The sequence below is a fragment of the Shewanella sp. 10N.286.51.B2 genome, assembly GCF_041469265.1.
In the GTDB taxonomy this organism is placed as follows: domain Bacteria; phylum Pseudomonadota; class Gammaproteobacteria; order Enterobacterales; family Shewanellaceae; genus Shewanella.
Map to the genome: position 1 here is coordinate 74,008 of NZ_JBFRKH010000045.1, position 17,906 is coordinate 91,913.

Annotated in this window: 13 protein-coding genes; 8 read left to right on the forward strand and 5 right to left on the reverse strand. The window is 43.1% G+C overall.

Annotated elements, in window-relative coordinates; genetic code table 11:
• The first annotated feature begins 56 nt into the window (after positions 1-56).
• The 5 genes from tldD to AB4140_RS12485 all read left to right on the forward strand — a co-directional run bounded on the left by tldD (position 57) and on the right by AB4140_RS12485 (position 6,431).
• Entirely contained in the window at positions 57-1,505 is a 1,449-nt protein-coding gene (gene tldD, locus AB4140_RS12465; RefSeq protein ID WP_102439992.1) for a metalloprotease TldD, read from the forward strand.
• 193 nt (positions 1,506-1,698) lie between these two features.
• Positions 1,699-3,099, forward strand: a complete 1,401-nt coding sequence (locus AB4140_RS12470; RefSeq protein WP_102475501.1) for a TolC family protein — start codon at positions 1,699-1,701, stop codon at positions 3,097-3,099.
• Positions 3,089-4,063: an HlyD family secretion protein gene (locus tag AB4140_RS12475; protein ID WP_372001135.1), complete on the forward strand. Its 975-nt coding sequence runs from the start codon at positions 3,089-3,091 to the stop codon at positions 4,061-4,063. Before AB4140_RS12470 ends, AB4140_RS12475 begins: the two co-directional genes overlap by 11 nt.
• A 38-nt stretch (positions 4,064-4,101) precedes the next feature.
• Positions 4,102-5,286 carry an ABC transporter permease gene (locus AB4140_RS12480; protein ID WP_102439990.1) on the forward strand — a complete coding sequence of 395 codons (1,185 nt, stop codon included), beginning with the start codon at positions 4,102-4,104 and terminating at the stop codon, positions 5,284-5,286.
• Positions 5,283-6,431: an ABC transporter permease gene (locus tag AB4140_RS12485; RefSeq protein WP_372001137.1), complete on the forward strand. Its 1,149-nt coding sequence runs from the start codon at positions 5,283-5,285 to the stop codon at positions 6,429-6,431. The genes AB4140_RS12480 and AB4140_RS12485 overlap by 4 nt, the downstream gene beginning before the upstream one ends.
• Positions 6,432-6,628: 197 nt before the next feature.
• Here AB4140_RS12485 and AB4140_RS12490 read toward each other — a convergent pair whose 3' ends face one another.
• The 4 genes from AB4140_RS12490 to yjgA form a co-directional block, all read right to left on the reverse strand.
• Entirely contained in the window at positions 6,629-7,126 is a 498-nt protein-coding gene (locus AB4140_RS12490; protein ID WP_102475466.1) for a hypothetical protein, read from the reverse strand.
• 150 nt (positions 7,127-7,276) lie between these two features.
• Positions 7,277-8,155 carry a LysR substrate-binding domain-containing protein gene (locus tag AB4140_RS12495; RefSeq protein ID WP_102439987.1) on the reverse strand — a complete coding sequence of 293 codons (879 nt, stop codon included), beginning with the start codon at positions 8,153-8,155 and terminating at the stop codon, positions 7,277-7,279.
• Positions 8,156-8,401: 246 nt separating this feature from the next.
• Positions 8,402-10,996, reverse strand: a complete 2,595-nt coding sequence (locus AB4140_RS12500) for an Ig-like domain-containing protein (protein ID WP_372001140.1) — start codon at positions 10,994-10,996, stop codon at positions 8,402-8,404.
• 24 nt (positions 10,997-11,020) lie between these two features.
• On the reverse strand, positions 11,021-11,554 hold the full coding sequence (yjgA, locus tag AB4140_RS12505) for a ribosome biogenesis factor YjgA (protein WP_303502504.1): 534 nt from the start codon (positions 11,552-11,554) through the stop codon (positions 11,021-11,023).
• Positions 11,555-11,909: 355 nt separating this feature from the next.
• Between yjgA and pmbA the strand changes: the two genes are divergently transcribed.
• The gene (pmbA, locus tag AB4140_RS12510) at positions 11,910-13,253 is read left to right on the forward strand and encodes a metalloprotease PmbA (RefSeq protein ID WP_102439985.1); all 1,344 of its coding nucleotides are present in this window, start codon (positions 11,910-11,912) and stop codon (positions 13,251-13,253) included.
• Positions 13,254-13,447: 194 nt separating this feature from the next.
• Positions 13,448-14,812, forward strand: a complete 1,365-nt coding sequence (locus AB4140_RS12515; RefSeq protein WP_102439984.1) for a hypothetical protein — start codon at positions 13,448-13,450, stop codon at positions 14,810-14,812.
• 110 nt (positions 14,813-14,922) lie between these two features.
• Here the strand turns inward: AB4140_RS12515 and AB4140_RS12520 are convergent, their stop codons facing one another.
• Positions 14,923-15,939: a phosphotransferase gene (locus AB4140_RS12520; RefSeq protein ID WP_372001142.1), complete on the reverse strand. Its 1,017-nt coding sequence runs from the start codon at positions 15,937-15,939 to the stop codon at positions 14,923-14,925.
• A 264-nt stretch (positions 15,940-16,203) separates the two neighbouring features.
• On the opposite strand from AB4140_RS12520, the gene AB4140_RS12525 reads away from it, so the two are divergent.
• Positions 16,204-17,748: a S10 family peptidase gene (locus tag AB4140_RS12525; RefSeq protein WP_372001144.1), complete on the forward strand. Its 1,545-nt coding sequence runs from the start codon at positions 16,204-16,206 to the stop codon at positions 17,746-17,748.
• The last annotated feature ends 158 nt before the right edge of the window (positions 17,749-17,906 follow it).

Here is a 17,906-nt window from a genome sequence, read left to right on the forward strand (position 1 = left end):
TAAGTTCGGAGAGACAAGAATCCACATACAGGCCATGGGGCTTAAAGAGAGAATTAATGCCATTTTTAGCTCAAGTAGAACAAAGTTTATTACAAGGCGCACTCACCCTTGACGGGCTGCAAGATTATCTGAACATTATTCATCAGCATAATATTGATTTTTCAGATTTATATTTTCAAGGCAGCCGCCATGAAACCTGGGCGCTTGAAGATGGCATTATCAAAGAAGGTAGCTTTCATATTGAGCGCGGAGTCGGTGTTCGTGCCATTACTGGCGAGAAAACCGGTTTCGCTTATGCTGATGAAATTAATCCAGCAGCATTACGCGCAGCAGCAGAAGCGGCAAGAGGCATTGCCTTGGCGGGCCAAGAGCACAAAGTACATGCCTTTAAACGTCATGACACCCATAAGCTTTACAGTAGTGATGACCCAATAGCGGCCATGGAAGAAGCGCCAAAAATTAATTTGCTCAAGCAAACTGATGCCTATATTCGTAGCCTAGATAGCCGCATTATTCAAGTGGTAGTGAGCTTGTCTGGCGTACATGAAGAAATTTTAGTGGCTGCCAGTGATGGCACCTTAGCGGCGGATATTCGTCCGTTAGTGCGCTTTAATTGTAGTGTTATTTTAGAAGATAACGGTAAGCGTGAGCGCGGCAGTGCCGGTGGCGGCGGTCGTCATGATTACAGCGTATTTATGGCAACTGATGACGCCGGTTTACCTGTGTGTTTTGACTTTGCCCGTGAAGCGGTGCGTCAAGCCCAAGTGAATATCAATGCTATTGATGCCCCAGCAGGTGAAATGGCCGTAGTACTGGGTAACGGCTGGCCTGGCGTATTGCTGCATGAAGCAGTAGGTCACGGTTTAGAAGGTGACTTTAACCGTAAAGGCAGCAGTGCCTTTAGCGGTAAAGTCGGTCAGCAAGTGGCCTCAGAATTAGTTACCGTAGTGGATGATGGCACCATTGTTAATCGCCGTGGTTCATTAAGTATTGATGATGAAGGGGTGCCAACCCAAAAGACCACCTTAATCGAAAATGGTATTTTAAAGGGCTATATGCAAGATAAGCTTAATGCGCGTCTAATGGGCGAGCCGACAACCGGTAACGGCCGCCGTGAATCTTATGCGCACCTGCCAATGCCACGTATGACTAATACCTATATGGAAGCTGGCACTTCAACGCCTGAAGAAATGATCAAGTCAGTAGAGAAAGGCATTTATGCGCCTAATTTTGGTGGCGGCCAAGTGGATATTACCTCAGGCAAATTTGTGTTCTCAGCCTCAGAAGCCTACCTGATTGAAAATGGCGAAGTCACCCAAGCAATTAAAGGGGCTACGCTTATTGGCAACGGCCCAGAAGCCATGAGCCAAATATCTATGGTGGGTAATGATCTGGCCTTAGATCAAGGTGTCGGCGTGTGCGGTAAAGATGGTCAAAGTGTACCAGTTGGGGTGGGGCAACCTACCTTGAAGTTAGACAGTTTAACCGTTGGCGGCACTGCTTAACAATGAAACCAAGGTGCCTTAATAGCACCTTAGTTATTTAGGCCATTCTAATCGACATTGCTTTATATTTAGCTACACTTAACTAACTGTTGTTGATGTAAAAAGTAAAGTTAGTCACGACTTGCTAATAACATAGAGTAAAAAATCTAATCAGGGTGGTGTAATGGGCTATTTGGTCATTTGTAATCGTATTATGTGCAGTCGTTTTGCCGCATTTTTAGTTGTGGGGATCAGCGTTATTAGCGCAGCTCAGGCTGAGCCCTTGGCTTTTAATCAGGCTTGGCAACAACTGCTAACGGTCAGTGATAAGTTAAAGGCGCAATCTCAAGAAGTCAGCCGCGCTGAAGCGGAGCAAGATGCGGGCAAAGACTTAAGTTTGCCCTCGCTTGATCTATCAGGAAGTTATACCCGCTTAGAAAAACCCGTAGAACTTGATTTACGGGATCTTAATCCCATTGCATCATTAGATCCCGCCGCTCTGCCGCCAGCCCTTGGCAATATCATTGGTGCGATCCCCGGCTCACTGTTTGTGACCCCGTTTACCGAGCAAGACGTTTTTCGAGCCAGTTTAAAAGCCATGTGGCCAATTTATACTGGTGGACAAATTACTGCGGCTCAAGGTATTCAAGCCGCCCAAGTGGAAGAAAAAAAGCATCAGTACGCCTTAGTCAGCCGCGAGCTGTTTACCCAGCTTGTCGATCGCTACTTTGCAGTAGCAGTGACCAAAACCTTAGTGCAAACGAATCAACAGTTGGTTGATTCGTTAACCGAGCACGCGTCACACGCGCAGAAATTAGAGCGCGAAGGGCAGATTGCCAAAGTTGAGCGCTTAAATGCCCAAGTGGCGCTAGAAAATGCCAAAGTTAATTTAGGCAGCTCCCAACGCCAATATGAAATGTCGACCATTGCTTTATCGAGAATGTTGCAGCTGAGCAATGCTACTCCTACATCGGGGTTATTCTCACTGGCGCAGCCGCCATCATTGCCGCGCTTAAGCCAGTTAACCATCAGCCAGCACCCTGCGCTAAAACTGCTGGAGGCTAAAGAAACCCAAGCGAATGGGCTAATTAAACTCGAAAAGGGTAAGTATCATCCCACCGTATTTTTATACGGTAATTACACCCTTTACGAGGACGATAGTTTATTTTCGCAAATTGAACCCGACTGGATGGTTGGATTAGGCGTAAATGTGCCAATATTTAGCCGTGATGGCCGCAGCGGTAAAGTCAAAGCCGCCCAAAGCGCCTTGTTGCAAGCTAAGCATACTAAGGCGCAAACTCAGCAAGACTTAAGCCTGCTGGTGGATCAAAGCTATCGCCAACTCCAGCAAGCAGATGAAGAAGTTAACGCCCTTAATGCCTCTTTAGCTCTCGCTACCGAAAACCTGAGATTACGTGAACTTGCCTTTAATCAAGGTCTATCAACCTCAATCGATCGGGTGGATGCAGAGCTTAAACTCAGCGCTGTTAAAACCCAGCAACTGGGGGCGCAATATCGCTATGTACAAGCATATGCCAGATTAATGGCCATCAGCGGTCAAGTGGATGAATTTATCGGTCGAACCCAATTACAGGAGAGCCAGCATGCGGGCTAATAAGATTATTGCAGTTATCGCCATTATTTTTTTGGTGGGCATATTAGCTAACGGCTTGAGATTGGCATTTGAGCCTAAACCCAGTGTATTGCAGGGGCAAATAGAGGCCAGAGAATACAATATCTCCTCTAAAGTGCCCGGCCGCGTTGAGCAAGTCATGGTTAGGCGCGGCGACAAAGTGGCCATTGGCGACTTATTATTTGCCATTAATAGCCCGGAATTAGCCGCTAAATTAATGCAAGCGGAGGGCGGTCGTGACGCCGCCAATGCCATGCAACAAGAGGCGGATAACGGCGCAAGACAACAGCAAGTTACCGCAGCAAAGGAGCAATGGCTCAAAGCTAAGGCGGCGACAGAGTTAATGCAAACCACCTATCAGCGAGTTGAAAACTTGTTTAATGAAGGAGTGGTTGCCAGACAAAAGCGCGATGAAGCCTTTACCCAATGGCAAGCAGCTAAATACACTGAGCAAGCGGCGTTAGCTATGTATGAAATGGCCGATGAAGGCGCCCGAGTCGAAACCAAAGCGGCTGCGGCGGGTAATGCCCGTATGGCAGAAGGTGCAGTCAAAGAAGTGAATGCCATTTTAACCGACAGCCAAATGCGCTCGCCTAAAGTAGCTGAAGTCAGTGACGTGTTATTGCAAGCGGGTGAGTTAGCCCCAAGTGGTTTTCCTGTGGTCAGTTTAATTGATATGTCGGATGCCTGGGCCGTATTGCAACTACGTGAAGACCAATTGGCTGAGTTTAAAGTGGGCAATGTTGTGTCGCTAACCATTCCGGCATTAAAACTGACCACAGACTTTACAGTGGCGCACATCAGTGTGATGGGAAGCTTTGCTACCTGGAGATCGACTGAAAGTGGTCACGACTTTGATATGCGTACTTTTCAAGTCGAGCTGCGCCCCAATGAAGCCATTGATGATCTTAGAGTGGGCATGTCAGTATTACTGACATTAGATTAATCTCAGCATTTACAAGCCAGTAGAGGCTAGAGGCGCTCATGGGAGCTTTATTACAGAAAGAACTCAAGACACTGTGGAACTCACCTTGGCAATTAGCCTTGGTGACTTACATTCCCATCATCAGCATGTTGTGTTTATGGTGGCTATTTAGTGCAGGTTTACCACGACAATTACCCGTAGCAGTGGTTGATTTAGATAACAGCCAGCTAACGCGAACATTGACTCGCAACCTCAGTGCTAACTCCGTTATCAGCCCTAAAACTTATCCTAATCTGGCACTGGCTCAAGAAGCTATGAGTACTGCAGAGGTCTATGCGCTGGTAGTGTACCCCCATCAGTTTAAGCATGGCTTATTAACAGGCGCTAGCCCGACCATAGATATTCGTTATAACAGCCAGTTCTTATTAGTCGGTAAGTTGTTATCCAGTCAATTACAATTAAGCCTTGGCTCAGGGTTAATGCAAGTGGCGGGGCTAAAACAACTTTTAGGCGGTGCCAATAAAGCATCTGTTGCAGTAAATTTATCCCCAGTGACCAGTCAAACCACGGCTTTATTTAATCGTAATAATAACTACGTCGGATTTTTAGTGCCGCCAGTATTAATTGCATTGCTGCAGTTATTATCAATGATGGTGTTCGTGAATAGCTTAAATGCTAGTTTGATCAAAGGTGAAGATAAATGCTTATTGCCTGATAATTTTTGGCAATTAGTGGCCACTAAAGTCATGCTCTACACGCCAATCATGTTGCTCCATGGCGGCTTTATTTTAGTTTGGTTATATGGCTATTTAGGCTTACCCATTGCTGGCAGCTTAGGCTTGTTAGTACTGACTCAGGCCATGATGCTAGGGGCCTTGTGGCTATTGGTCATATTAGTGGTGGTGGTTATGCGCGAGCCTGCTGGCAGTATCAGTATGGGCTCGGCGATGTTTGCGCCAGCATTTGCCTTTATGGGGATTACATTTCCAGTTAATGATATGCCGCAATTGGCGCAGTGGTGGCGATTGTTAATGCCTTCAAGTCATTATATGGACACCCATGTTATTGTGGTTAGCTATGGCGCCGAGGCTGGGCAGGTATTATTGCAATCTAGCTCCTTGTTATATTTTCTCGTGTTATTGCCTATTGCTTGGTTATTAGCAAAAATCATTCGTCAAAAACAAGCGCCGGTAAATAGTGCTGAGTCGTTAGCTGTTGTGAGCCAACAGCAGGAGGCACGATGAATTGGTTGCAACTTGTTATCGCTGATTTTAAAGCGCTGTTAAGTGATAAAGATATTGTACTGACGGTTTTTGGCGGCTTACTGTTTTACTCGGTGTTATACCCTCTGCCTTATTTACATCAAGTCCCTACCGAGCAAAAAATTGTCGTGGTAGATCATGATAACTCTTCATTGAGCAGGCAGTTAGTGCGTCATGCCGATGCCAGCTCAAAAATAAAAATTGTTAGTCAAGTGGCCAGCATCAATGAGGCGCAGCAGTGGATTGCTAACGGAGATGCCTTTGGTTTATTGGTTATTCCAGAAGGCTTTAGGCGTAACCTACTGCTGGGTAAAGGGGCAACCTTAAGTTACGGTGGTGATGCCAGTTACTTCTTAATTTATTCTGCTGTGGCGGAAGGGTTGGTGGCAGCAGGCATGGATGCCAGTAAACAAGTGCAAATGATAGGCTTACTGGCGCGGGGCGAGAATCCGCAGCAAATTCAACAAGATCTTAATTCAGTCAATTTAAATAGTGTGCCGGCATTTAATCCAAGTTTAGGCTATACCCCTTATGTGGTGCCGGGATTATTTTTACTGATCTTGCATCAAACCCTCTTGATAGGTGCCAGTATTTTAGGCGCAGGCCAATGGCGTAAACAGGGCTATTGGCAGCAGGTATCGCCACTGGCGTTGATCACCGCACGAATAGCCGTTTTCAGTTTAATTTATAGCTTTTTTTCATGTTTTTATTTGGGCTATTGCTACTACTTTTACGGCGTTAGTGTGCAAGCGAGTTTAGGCCAAGTGTTGCTGTTTATGGTGCCATTTATATTATCGACTGCGGCGTGCGGGGTTGCATTAAGCTGTTTGTTTGTCAGGCGTGACTTACCCACTCAAGTATTATTATTGGTCTCAATGCCGATTTTATTTGTCTCAGGCTTTGTGTGGCCGCTGGCATTAATTCCTGAGCCGTTAGTGCAAGCTTCGCAAATTATCCCTGCTGTACCTGCCATTATGGGTATGTTGCAGTTAAATCAAATGGGCGCCTCATGGGAAGCGGTGTTGCCAATGTGGCTGCAAATGTGGGGCTTATTTTTACTGTTTAGCTTGCTGGCTTATATTGGCGTAAGACGTCGATTATTTAGTAAGGAAGGGGCCAGTGTTTAGTTTTGAGTGGCGGCCTTTAGGGCTGTGAATTAGCTGGTTAATCATGGCGTATTGAGCTTAATTATCCAGTGATCGTGATATTGATATTTTTTTGATAAATAAAAATAGGTATATTCAGATGAAATATACCTATTTTGTTTTTCATGTCTTTGAGCTTAATCATTAAGCTTTGCTGTCGCTGTTGATCGTCTTCCAAATTATAACGTTCCTGTTTCAGAGCGACTTAATTCCGCTTCTAAGCGACTTAAGTTATGTTGGTAAATTGGCTCATGGTTGGCTTTTGCTGCTTTCTTAAAATCAGCCAGTGCGCCTAGATTATCATTAGCCATTAACTTCATAACACCACGGTTATTGTAGGCATAAGCTCGCATTTGCATTGAGGGTAACTTAGCAGCCTTATTGGCCATTTCTACCGCTTCAGTACAAGCTGTTTCAGCAATATCAAACTTTGAAAGCTTAGTGTAGCCAACACAAAGACTCAAACTGCGAGTGTATTTGTCAATGACAGTGGCGGTGGCAGCTTCTGTTAGGGCGATACCTTCACTGATGTCACCAGATTGAATGGCATCAACTCCAGGTGTGTCTTCAATAAGTACCATTTTATATTTGCTCGTTTCGATGGCATTGGCCATCACAGCAGAGCTTGATAATAATAAACCAGCTGCGGTGATGATAGAGAGTGTTGATTTTTTCATGGTTATATTCCTTTATAGGTAGTAGCTAGTTGCTACAGGGCTAATTTAGGAAAAAAGTCTGAGGCTGACAAACGAGATAAATCAATTTGATAAGTGAGATTTATTCACTCATGCAGTGGTTAACCTATTAGTCAGCCCTGGTGAGGTGGTTTAAAAATGGAAGCGGGCGACAACCCAATCAATAAGTAACTGCACTTCAGGCTTGGTGACATTGTTATGGTTGATCAGATAGTAGCGGTCGTGACTGGTTAAAGATTGCTCAAATAATGAAATTAACTGATTGTTTTCAAACCATGATTTACTGATAGGCAGTGGGATTAATGCGATGCCTAAACCTTGCTCAGCAGCTCTTGCGACGCTAAACATACTATCTAATTGAATTATTTGTTTGGGTTTGAAATGATCAAGGCCAACACTTTCAGCCCATTGATGCCAGGCATAGGGTCTTGCCTGATGCATGATTAACGGGACTTCTAACAGGGCGCTAAAGCCTTTATGTTCAAGCCTGTTAAACAGTGCTGGGTTACAGGCTGGAACATAATTAAGCGGAAATAAATCATACGATTTATCAGGGTCTTGGCGACTACCAGATAACACGATCGACAGATCTGTATTGGCCGTTTGTTTGGCGCGGGTTTTAACGGTTTCGAGCTTTAAATTAATATTAGGGTATTCGTTTGACCAACCCACCAGTTGCGGTACAAACAGCTCACTGGCAAAAAATTCTGGCATGGAAATACTGACTTCATGCATGGTGTGGGCATTATTGAAGTTATTGACTGTTTCGGTCAGCTGCAGCATTAACGGGGTAATTTGTTGATAAAAGCGCATTCCTGTTTCTGTCAAAGTGATTGAGCGAGTTTGGCGAATAAATAATTGCTGTTGTAGGTTTTCTTCTAGCTGTTTAATTTGATGGCTCACCGCTGAAGGGGTGAGAAATAATTTTTGAGCAGTCTCTTTAAAACTGAGACATTCGGCTGCAACACAAAAACAACGCAAACCTCGTAATGAGGTATGTAAAGGTAGCATTTAAAATCCTTTTTACTAAAGTCGATGCAGGCTAAGCAAAGACTAGACCAACTAAATATTGTAGATAAAACAGATATTTAAAAGTTTAATTATTAGTCACAGTTACCCATAGTGCTTCTTTAAGCACTTATTTGGTGCATTAGCTTGATGTGGTGACTTTTCCTGAATAAGGTTAAGGCTACATAAAATTAAGGCCTGCATTAGCAGGCCTTAATGGTTTCAGATCGTAATGGGGTTATAGCAGTGCTATTGCACTGTTACCTCAACCGATTCTTCAGTCTTAATTCCGCGCGGAGTGGTGACGGTTAAAGTAATCACATCTTCACCGGCTTCATCAGCTGCGGTGTAATAAAAATCTGCAGCTTCGATATCACATGATAGCCTAGGAGTAATATCCTTATATTTGAAACAAGTCGCATTGGGTACGGCGTAGCCACTAAAGGTGATAGATCCATTGACTGCTGCAACCGTTAAAGTTGAACCTGCTGGCATCATTTGATTGGCACTGTCATACAGTTCAACATCAATACTCGTCATGCTACCAGAGGTAACAGTCAGCTTGTTATCTACAATGGGGCTTTCATCAACAGTCGGAATTATTTGAGCCGTTGAACCTGACATCGTTAATACCGTTGCGGCACGAATGTAAGTTTTATTGGCTTGTTCGATTCCGCAAAACTTATCATCTTCACCTTCAGAAGTATCATCACACTGTGGGCCATTGAACATACCATCACCGCTGAAGGGATTTTCACAGTCAATCTCATCACAATGTGAGTTATATGACTTTCCTGATGTATTGAAATAAGGTTCACCATCACGGCGAATACCAGTTTCATCATCATCCCTAAAGGCATCGCCTAAATCACTAAAACCACCTTGATGATAAGTTTCGATATCCATACCGTTACCAGTACAAGCTGTTTCTTTACCCTCGATATCTAAACATGCGTTAGTGATAACGCCACCGTCATCTTTATCAAAGATATTATTACCATTGGTATCAAAGAAGGTCTCATGACCTAAGGCATAAGCCAATACGGTCACGCGATGATCTGTAGGACGTGGGTCGGTTGAAGTCCAAACCACTGAACAGCTGCCATTTACAGTTAAACAAGATGGCTGAATTTGGCCACCTTCTGTGGTGAAGTTAATGGTGGTGTCATCGGGCGCAGGATTGCCAAAGCTATCAGAGGCATAGGCGGTCATGGTGACTTCAACACCATTAACATCAGCAGCTTCTGGGTTGAACAAAGAAGGGGAAATGTTAAAGCCCAGTTGTTGAGGCAGGCCTGTGTTAACCGTTAACTGCTCTGATTGAGTGGTAATGATGATGCCCGAATCTGTATCTTCTGCAGATGCTGACACTCTCACTGGTGTAGGCACTGTGCCTGATTGCACTGTAACGCTAACTAATCCGTTGGCATTACTAATAGCCTCATCACCATTGGCAAACTTTAAGCCGCCGATAACGGTGTCTAAACCAAAGGTCACCTTTTGCTGCGCTGCAGGTTGACCATTAGCGCTACTGATTAAGAAAGTCACTAATGAGCTTTCAGTAGAACCTGTACCGCCAGCGCCTTTAATGCGAATTTGGTTTGGCTCTGCAGAGATAAAGCTCAAGCTACCTAAAGTTTGGCGCTCTAAAGAGAAATCGAAGTTGGCGTTGTAGGTGTCATTACCAATAACGGCTGCAGCGATAATTCGTTGGCTGCGAATACTGTTGCCACTGCAACTGCTATCTTGAAAGGTTGAGTTGGCTCTGCCTGAGGATGTCGTAACCGGGGTATCAAGACTCGCATCGCCATTGGCGACACAATCAGAACTAAACGATACGCTTACGGGGGTCTGTAATGGCTCGAATGTACCGTCAGCCGCTTCAATAATCACATCAGCATAAACGCCAAAACTTGCCCCTGCACCGATGGTGTAGGTTAGAGGATCTGCGTCGGGGTCATCAGCGATTAAGGTTGAACCTAGCTTATCTTCGATGAATGTCTCATCGTCAACAATATAACCAAACTTAATCGTGCCTTCAGGAATCACTTCATCGCCACTTAGCACTTCATAGGCACTGCTGCCTGAAACAGTGGTGCCATCAAAGTCAGTGCTGGCAATTAAGCTATAAGCGCCAAGTTCACTGCTGTTTGGGGTGTAGCTAACAGTAGCAATACCATCAGTAGAGGTTAAGGCGGTATTTGGCGATAAACTGGCGCTGCCAGCCTGGAAGCTCACTAATTGATCCGCTATTGGTTGATTGCTGCCATCTAAAACTGCTGCCGTAAGCAATACGGCTTGATCAATCTTAAAACGGGTTACCGTTTGCCCTGCCTGAGTAATACTGGCATTGATTGTGATGGTTTCAGGTGTTGGCGTGGTGGTTGAATTAATAAATTCAAAATTACGCGAGGCAGAAACACTGTCATCAGTTTCGGATTCAGTATCTGTAGGGGTATGAGACACCATTAAGGTACCTGCGCCGACAGTATTATCTGTGGTGCTGATGAATACGCTGGCGATACCACTGCTGTTTGTTAGTGTGCTATCAACGCTGGCTTGACCAAAACTTGGGGCAAAGCTGACAATGGCGCCACTGACGTTGCTATTGGATTGCTTTAACTGGGCTACTGCGCAAAAGCGCTCAGTGACATCAAAGCGTAATTCATCAGTGGTTTCAGCGCATTGACCATTAACAACGCTTTGGTAGCTTAGGCTAATGCTGTAACTGCCTTCGCCTCCACTGCCAGTATCGTTATCATCAGAAGGCCCATTACAAGCGGTCATTAAAAATAGTGAAGCAATAGAAAAAGGCAGTGCGCGTATTATTGTTTTTAGCAGCATCAGCAACATCCTTGTAAGTGGTGTTTATTCGGTTATTCCAGCACGTAAATATTTAAACAACTCGATAAATGATTTTGACTCAGGGCCTTTAGCGAGTTCTTTATTGGTTTGTCTGATTAATTGACGTAACTTTTGACGCTCAAAACTTGGGTATTCAGCCAGTAAAGCTTCAACTTCTTCGTTTGGATTTTCCAATAAGCGCGCACGCAATTTCTCAATTTTATGAACCTGTGCAGATTCATTATTGTTTTTATTCAATACATTATCGATTGATTTAATGATTGGCTCATGATCATAGCCACGCATTAGTTTGCCAATGTATTGTAAATGACGACGATAGGCTTCTGTTTTTTGCTTAATATTTTTGGCTTTTAATACTGCATCGTATAAAAACTCTTCTAGCTCGACTTTATCAAGCTGCGTTTTACTTAATGCAATTAAGCGCATGCCAAGCTCTTGAGCTTCTTCGCTTTCTTTTTTAAATTCTGTTCTGCTGACGTATTCATCGTCATTGTCGTATGGCTGTTTAAAGTGATCTGAATCGCCGACAATTTTCATAGTAATAAACCTCTCATAAATATCGGCGAATAATAGCACTTTCAGGGTGGTGTAGGCCACTGTATAACGGGTTTTCAAGCTTAAGCCGATGAATATTTTTTAAATATGTTAAGGCTGGTCAATCTTTGATGCTTACCATCGTCTTCAGCTTGCCAAAAGAGCAAGCCTGTAGAGACCGATTTATCAACCAGCTTCATAGAATCAATCTGCGAGAATTCAATATGATACTCACTGATTAACTTAAGGTTAGTTTATTTAGCGCCATTGTGGTGGGTAAATCCTTGTTTTGATGGTTATCAATACAGTTTTGAATTTGATATGCTAAGCCTAACAATGGAAACTAAAGAGTAAATTTGTGTCTACCAATAATATTGATACTGAATTAACGGCGTTACAAGATGCCGTTGCTGTCGCATTAGAGCATGCAAAAAAGTTAGGCACGAGTGCGGCTGAAGTTGCCATTAGCAAACAACAAGGTTTGTCGGTTTCAACCCGTGAAAAAGAAGTTGAAACCGTTGAATTTAATAAAGATGGTGCTTTAGGTATTACGGTTTATCGTGATGGTTGTAAGGGCAGCTCTTCAACTTCTGACCTTAGTCCTGAAGCCATTGCCGTTGCCGTTAAAGCCGCTGATGATATTGCCCGTTATACCTCATCAGACCCTTTTAGTGGCCTTGCTGATAAAGCGTTAATGGCGCAAACCATCCGCGATTTAGATTTATACCATCCTCAAGATATTACTCCTGATGAACTAGCTCAATTAGCCATTCGCGCCGAAGAAGCCAGTTTGTCAGTAGACAGTCGGGTGCAGCATTCTGATGGCGCGACCGCTAATGCTCATACTGCAGCCAAGGTCTATGGCAATAGTCACGGATTTTTAAAAGGCTATTGCAGCTCACGCTATAGCTTAAGTTGTGTGGTGATCGGTGAAGAAGACGATGGCAACATGCAGCGTGACTATGATTACACCATTGCACGTAAATATAATGAGTTAATGACGCCTGAGTCAGTGGGGATTTTAGCCGCTAACAAAACGGCTAGTCGTCTCAATGCCCGTAAAATTCCCACGGCTAAACTGCCTGTACTATTTTCGCCTGAAATCGCCACTGGTTTAATGGGTCATTTGATCGGTGCGATAAGTGGTAGCAGTCTGTACCGTAAATCGAGTTTTTTACAAGATTCGATTAATACGCAGCTGTTTCCTGAATGGTTTAACATCGAGGAAAACCCACATCTTATTGGCGCTTTAGCCAGTGCAAATTATGATAGTGAAGGTGTGGCTACCCAGCAGCGTAATATTATCGATGCTGGCCATTTATCCACTTACCTGCTAACCAGTTATTCAGCGCGCAAGTTAGATTTAGTCAATACAGGTCATGCTGGTGGCATTTATAACTGGACCTTAAGTCATAGCGGCCAAACCTTTGATGAATTAGTAAAAGCCATGGGCACAGGTCTTATCGTCACAGAAGTGATGGGCCAAGGTGTCAATATGGTCACAGGCGATTACTCTCGCGGCGCTGCTGGATTTTATGTTGAGAACGGTGAAATTCAGTTCCCAGTAGAAGAAATCACCATTGCAGGCAATTTAAGAGACATGTTCATGGGCATTCAAGGTGTGGCTAAGGATAGAGACTTACGTTCATCTATTCGCACTGGCGGTATCTTACTGAGTGAAATGAAAATAGCCGGTAGCTAAGCGCTGCGCTGCAGTAATAAGTTTACTGTCTTAACCTTTAAAACACCGACTTGTCGGTGTTTTTTTGTTTTTGTCAGAGTAATGGAACCCTCTAATTTACATAGTCTTTATGAGCTTTACACTTCTTGACAATCGATTACGCTCAAGCTTAGTCCTATCCATTAATATGTAGTTAAATCGTTAATGGAGTTGTTATGTTTGATAAAAAAATGTGTGGATTAATGATGTTGGGACTGAGCTCCTTAACTCTGATGGGCTGTGATTCTTCTGATAGTGATGATAACAGTGAAACTGATAGTGCTTATATCCAGTTTTATAATGCGTCGGCTAACAGCACAGCCACATCATTGGTGATGGACGAGTATGAATACACTTCGGTGGCGTTTAGCGACAGTATGCCCCGCTATAGTTACGCTACTGGTAGTGTCACCATGGAGATCTATGGTTCAGATGAAAATGGTGATTCAAGCAGTATTTATTCTGAGGACATGGATCTAGATAAAGAAGAGAATCATTTATTTGTCCTTTATGGTGATTATCACTCGCCGGAGCTACTCAAGGTTATTTATGACCGCGCGGATATGGATGACCTCAATAGCGATGAAGATAATGAATACAGTAAAATGCAGGTGCTGGTTGCCAATGTTACTGCAGAGGAAATGGCATTTGATGCTTACATTTCCCTCGACACTGACTCATACGCCGATGCCACTATGATTGGTAGTGTCGATTACCGTGGGGTCACCTCAGAATTGATGCTCGACACTGATGACTATATTGTTTATCTCACCGACAAGGGTACAGATAATGTGGTCTACACCACAAGCAGTATGAGCTTAACCACAGAAACTGTTTATAAATTTATGATTAGAAACAGTTTTGGTTCAGGTGATTTAAAAGTGGTGATCGACAGTGTCGATTCAACCACAACGCCAACGTCTTACACTAACATCGATGCTACTGCAGATTTTCGGGTCTTTAACGGGCTAGAGCAACGTAGTTTAGATGTCGATGTGATCAGTAAAGCTGAGTCGCATTACTTACTGGATATCGCTCCTTTTACTGTAAGCGATTACCAACAAACCGGTTTTAATGATTATGGCGTCAGTGTCACAGATTCAGCCACTGCAGAAATACTGTTAGACAATGTACTAGTGACCTTTAATCAAGATGATGTCCGTACCTTATTGCTATACCAAGATGACACAATTAAAGGCATGGTCATTGAACATGATTTGCGCCCAAGAGCCTTTGAAAACAACGTTGATATCGTGAATTTATCGCAGGATTATGATGATTTAAGCGTGTATTTTGTTCGCAGCTCGGAGACGATTGAGTCGGCAGAATATAGCATCACGGATTTGGATTTTACCGATCAAGATAGCTTAGTATTACTCCATGATAATTATGAAGTTAATGTGGTTTATGAGTCAGATAACGGTACTAAAACCTTATTATATCAATCTGATTTTATTAGCTTTGACGGTGAAAGTAATTACAGCTTTGTATTAATGCCAGATAGCAGCAGCTCTTTTGGGTATAACTTGGTACAGCTTTAGTTATTGAGAGTCATAAAAACAGTAAATCAATCAAAATGCCGATAAATATTATCGGCATTTTTTTAAATTTGAGTCTCGCTGCGAGCTTTAACAGCAATTAATTATGTCATTCAAGTTGCCGTTAACGCCATATTAAACAATCGCTTAAAGGCATTTTCAAAAGCAGTTTGTACATCCTCAACACCCTGTGGCGGTAGTTGATTGATCATGTGTGCATAAGACACCGCTTGATGGGCATAGCAAACGACTTCAGCGATATTCCATGCGTCATGTAATTGCTCTATTGAGAGTAAATGGCGCCATTGTGATAAGTACTGATGAACTACAGTCTGTTGTTCATTAGTGGTTTTCATTCGATATAAGTAAGTGCCATCAATAAATGGGTGACTAATGCAGCCATCACTCCAGTCAAAGAAAATATGCCGACCGTTTACCTTAGCGATGTTCTCAATGTGTAAATCACTATGCACTAGCGTATTGGGTAAATTGAATTGCGCCAAGGCTGTAATTGAGTGTTGAAGTGAGATTAATATCGCCTGATATTGTTGATGGGTAAGCGCCATCGACGTTGGCAGCCTTGTTAAAATACTGTCATCATCAAATATGCTTTTGAGTTGTAGCGGTAAGTTGTGTATATCGCGAGTTAAACAACCTGATTGAGCTATTGCGTCAATATGATCAGCACTGTGTATTTGCATTTGTGCAAACGAAGCAAAAGCCTCAGCCCATGCGGTGAGCTGCACAGTATCTTCATAGGCTACGCCAAAATCCTCTGTCAGCATCCATTGCTTTGCTTCATCAATCGCTATCACTTTGGCCGACTGTTGCGGAAATAATTGACCCAGCGTTTGACAAAGTTTCGCTTCATTTGAAAATAACGGTAAATGCGCCGTGGCTTTAAAATACACATCACCTTGGGTGGTTGCTTGCTTTAAAACCTGCCCTAATGACCAGCACTTTACTTCAACAAGATCATCAATCGGTTCGATATTTTGGCCGATTAAAACGGCTTTAACCCAAAGGTTGGCATTGTTAGGCCAATCAGGCGCTTGCCATGTTTGCAAAGGGAGCTTATGAGGTGTTTGTTGATTCTGTTGCTGACGCTTTTGCGCTATGGGGGAAGTCATTATTTGGATTCTATTTTTGTTATTGTCGGTTTCAGCATCGCCTTGCCGTTATGTTAAATGTGAGTGTACGTTTGCTTACGATTAATGTTAACAGTTAAATAATTAATAAATAGGGATATTTTAACTATTTGTCGTGTTGTTTAATGCATGCGTGTTGCACTTTTAATCATATGGACATTAAATGGATTCACATAAATGTATCATTGAATCTTTAATTACTACAACCTACGATAAATCGACAATATCAATAATAAGAGAGAAGGTATGAAAACACAGACGATTACAGCCATCATAGCAAGCCTATTGTTATGTTCTGTATCTACAATCACGTTTGCTGAAGAGCAAGTGACACCTAAAAAGCAGGATTATAGTCGTCACATTCCTGTCGACAGTAGTGTTGTCACCAGCCATAAAACCAAAGTTAACGGTAATAGCTTCTCCTATACTGCAACGGTTGGAACACAGCCAGTATGGAATAAAAAAGGCGAGGCGGTTGCGACATTAAGTTATACCTATTATCAAAGAGATAATGTAAAAGATACCGCCAAACGACCGCTGTTAATCTCTTTCAACGGTGGCCCAGGCTCAGCTTCTGTGTGGATGGATATTGGTTATACCGGCCCGCGTGCAATTAATGTTGATGATGAAGGTTACCCGCTACAACCTTATGGGGTGAAAACCAATCCATACTCGATTTTAGATATTGCCGACATTGTTTATGTAAACCCGGTCAATACCGGCTATTCAAGGGTATTAGCTAATAAAGACGGTGAAATGCCAAGCAAAGATGAGCAACAAGAGATGTTCTTTGGGGTTAACGCTGACATCAAATATTTAGCTGAATGGGTCAATACCTTTGTCAGTCGTACTGAACGCTGGCGCTCACCTAAATATCTGATTGGTGAAAGCTATGGCACCACCCGAGTTGCTGGGTTGGCACTCGAGTTACAAAATCGCCAATGGATGTATGTGAATGGGGTTATTTTAGTCTCGCCGACTGACATGGGTATTGAGCGCAAAGGCCCGGTTAAATCAGCTAACCGCTTACCGTATTTCGCAGCAGCGGCTTGGTATCACAAAGCCTTAACTGCTGAACTTCAACAAGCCGACCTTGCTGATTTTTTGCCTGAAGTTGAAGCCTTTACCATTAATGAATATATCCCTGCACTAGCTATGGGCGGCTTTATCGCTCCAGATCATAAACAAAAAATTGCAGAGAAAGTGGCGCTGTATTCAGGCCTCAGTGTTGATGTTATTTTGAAATCAAACCTTGATGTGTCAACTCGATACTTTTGGAAAGAGTTACTGCGTGAGCGTGGGCAAACCATTGGCCGTTTAGACTCACGTTATATCGGCATAGATAAACAAGATGTCGGTGATAGCCCAGACTTTAACGCTGAACTTATGTCTTGGTTACACTCCTTTACCCCTGCAATTAATGCTTACATGCGTGAAGAGCTAAATTACAAAACCGATGTAAAATATTACATGCTGGGTGATGTACACCCGTGGGATCGCACCGAAAATAAAACCGGTGAAAACCTACGTCAGGCGATGGCGCAAAACCCATATTTAAATGTGTTATTTCAAGCGGGTTACTATGACGGCGCGACGAACTACTTCGATGCCAAATATAGCATGTGGCAATTAGATCCGAGCAGCAAAATGAAACAACGCCTTAGCTTTAAAGGCTACCGCAGCGGTCATATGATGTATTTACGTGCCGAAGATTTAAAGCAATCAAATCAAGACTTACGTGAGTTTATTGAGAACAGTTTGCCAAAAGAAGATGCGGCAGCAAAATATTAACTGCTAATGTTTAAAAATAGCAAAGTCGCACTCATTTTAGGTGGCTGAGCTATTGATTAAAGAGGAGCTTCGGCTCCTTTTTCGATATTAAACTCAGCGAAATGAATGCGAATAAATAGCTGTGTGCACAATGCCATTTTAAGATTGTAATTTAACCA

What these genes read in the sequence shown, in the direction of transcription:
- AB4140_RS12515 (WP_102439984.1), top strand. Translation starts at nt 13,448, where the DNA reads ATGTTTGATAAAAAAATGTGTGGATTAATGATGTTGGGACTGAGCTCC.
- AB4140_RS12485 (WP_372001137.1), top strand. Translation starts at nt 5,283, where the DNA reads ATGAATTGGTTGCAACTTGTTATCGCTGATTTTAAAGCGCTGTTAAGT.
- AB4140_RS12500 (WP_372001140.1), bottom strand. Translation starts at nt 10,996, where the DNA reads ATGCTGCTAAAAACAATAATACGCGCACTGCCTTTTTCTATTGCTTCA.
- AB4140_RS12495 (WP_102439987.1), bottom strand. Translation starts at nt 8,155, where the DNA reads ATGCTACCTTTACATACCTCATTACGAGGTTTGCGTTGTTTTTGTGTT.
- AB4140_RS12520 (WP_372001142.1), bottom strand. Translation starts at nt 15,939, where the DNA reads ATGACTTCCCCCATAGCGCAAAAGCGTCAGCAACAGAATCAACAAACA.
- AB4140_RS12525 (WP_372001144.1), top strand. Translation starts at nt 16,204, where the DNA reads ATGAAAACACAGACGATTACAGCCATCATAGCAAGCCTATTGTTATGT.
- AB4140_RS12490 (WP_102475466.1), bottom strand. Translation starts at nt 7,126, where the DNA reads ATGAAAAAATCAACACTCTCTATCATCACCGCAGCTGGTTTATTATTA.
- tldD (WP_102439992.1), top strand. Translation starts at nt 57, where the DNA reads ATGCCATTTTTAGCTCAAGTAGAACAAAGTTTATTACAAGGCGCACTC.
- AB4140_RS12475 (WP_372001135.1), top strand. Translation starts at nt 3,089, where the DNA reads ATGCGGGCTAATAAGATTATTGCAGTTATCGCCATTATTTTTTTGGTG.
- yjgA (WP_303502504.1), bottom strand. Translation starts at nt 11,554, where the DNA reads ATGAAAATTGTCGGCGATTCAGATCACTTTAAACAGCCATACGACAAT.
- AB4140_RS12480 (WP_102439990.1), top strand. Translation starts at nt 4,102, where the DNA reads ATGGGAGCTTTATTACAGAAAGAACTCAAGACACTGTGGAACTCACCT.
- AB4140_RS12470 (WP_102475501.1), top strand. Translation starts at nt 1,699, where the DNA reads ATGTGCAGTCGTTTTGCCGCATTTTTAGTTGTGGGGATCAGCGTTATT.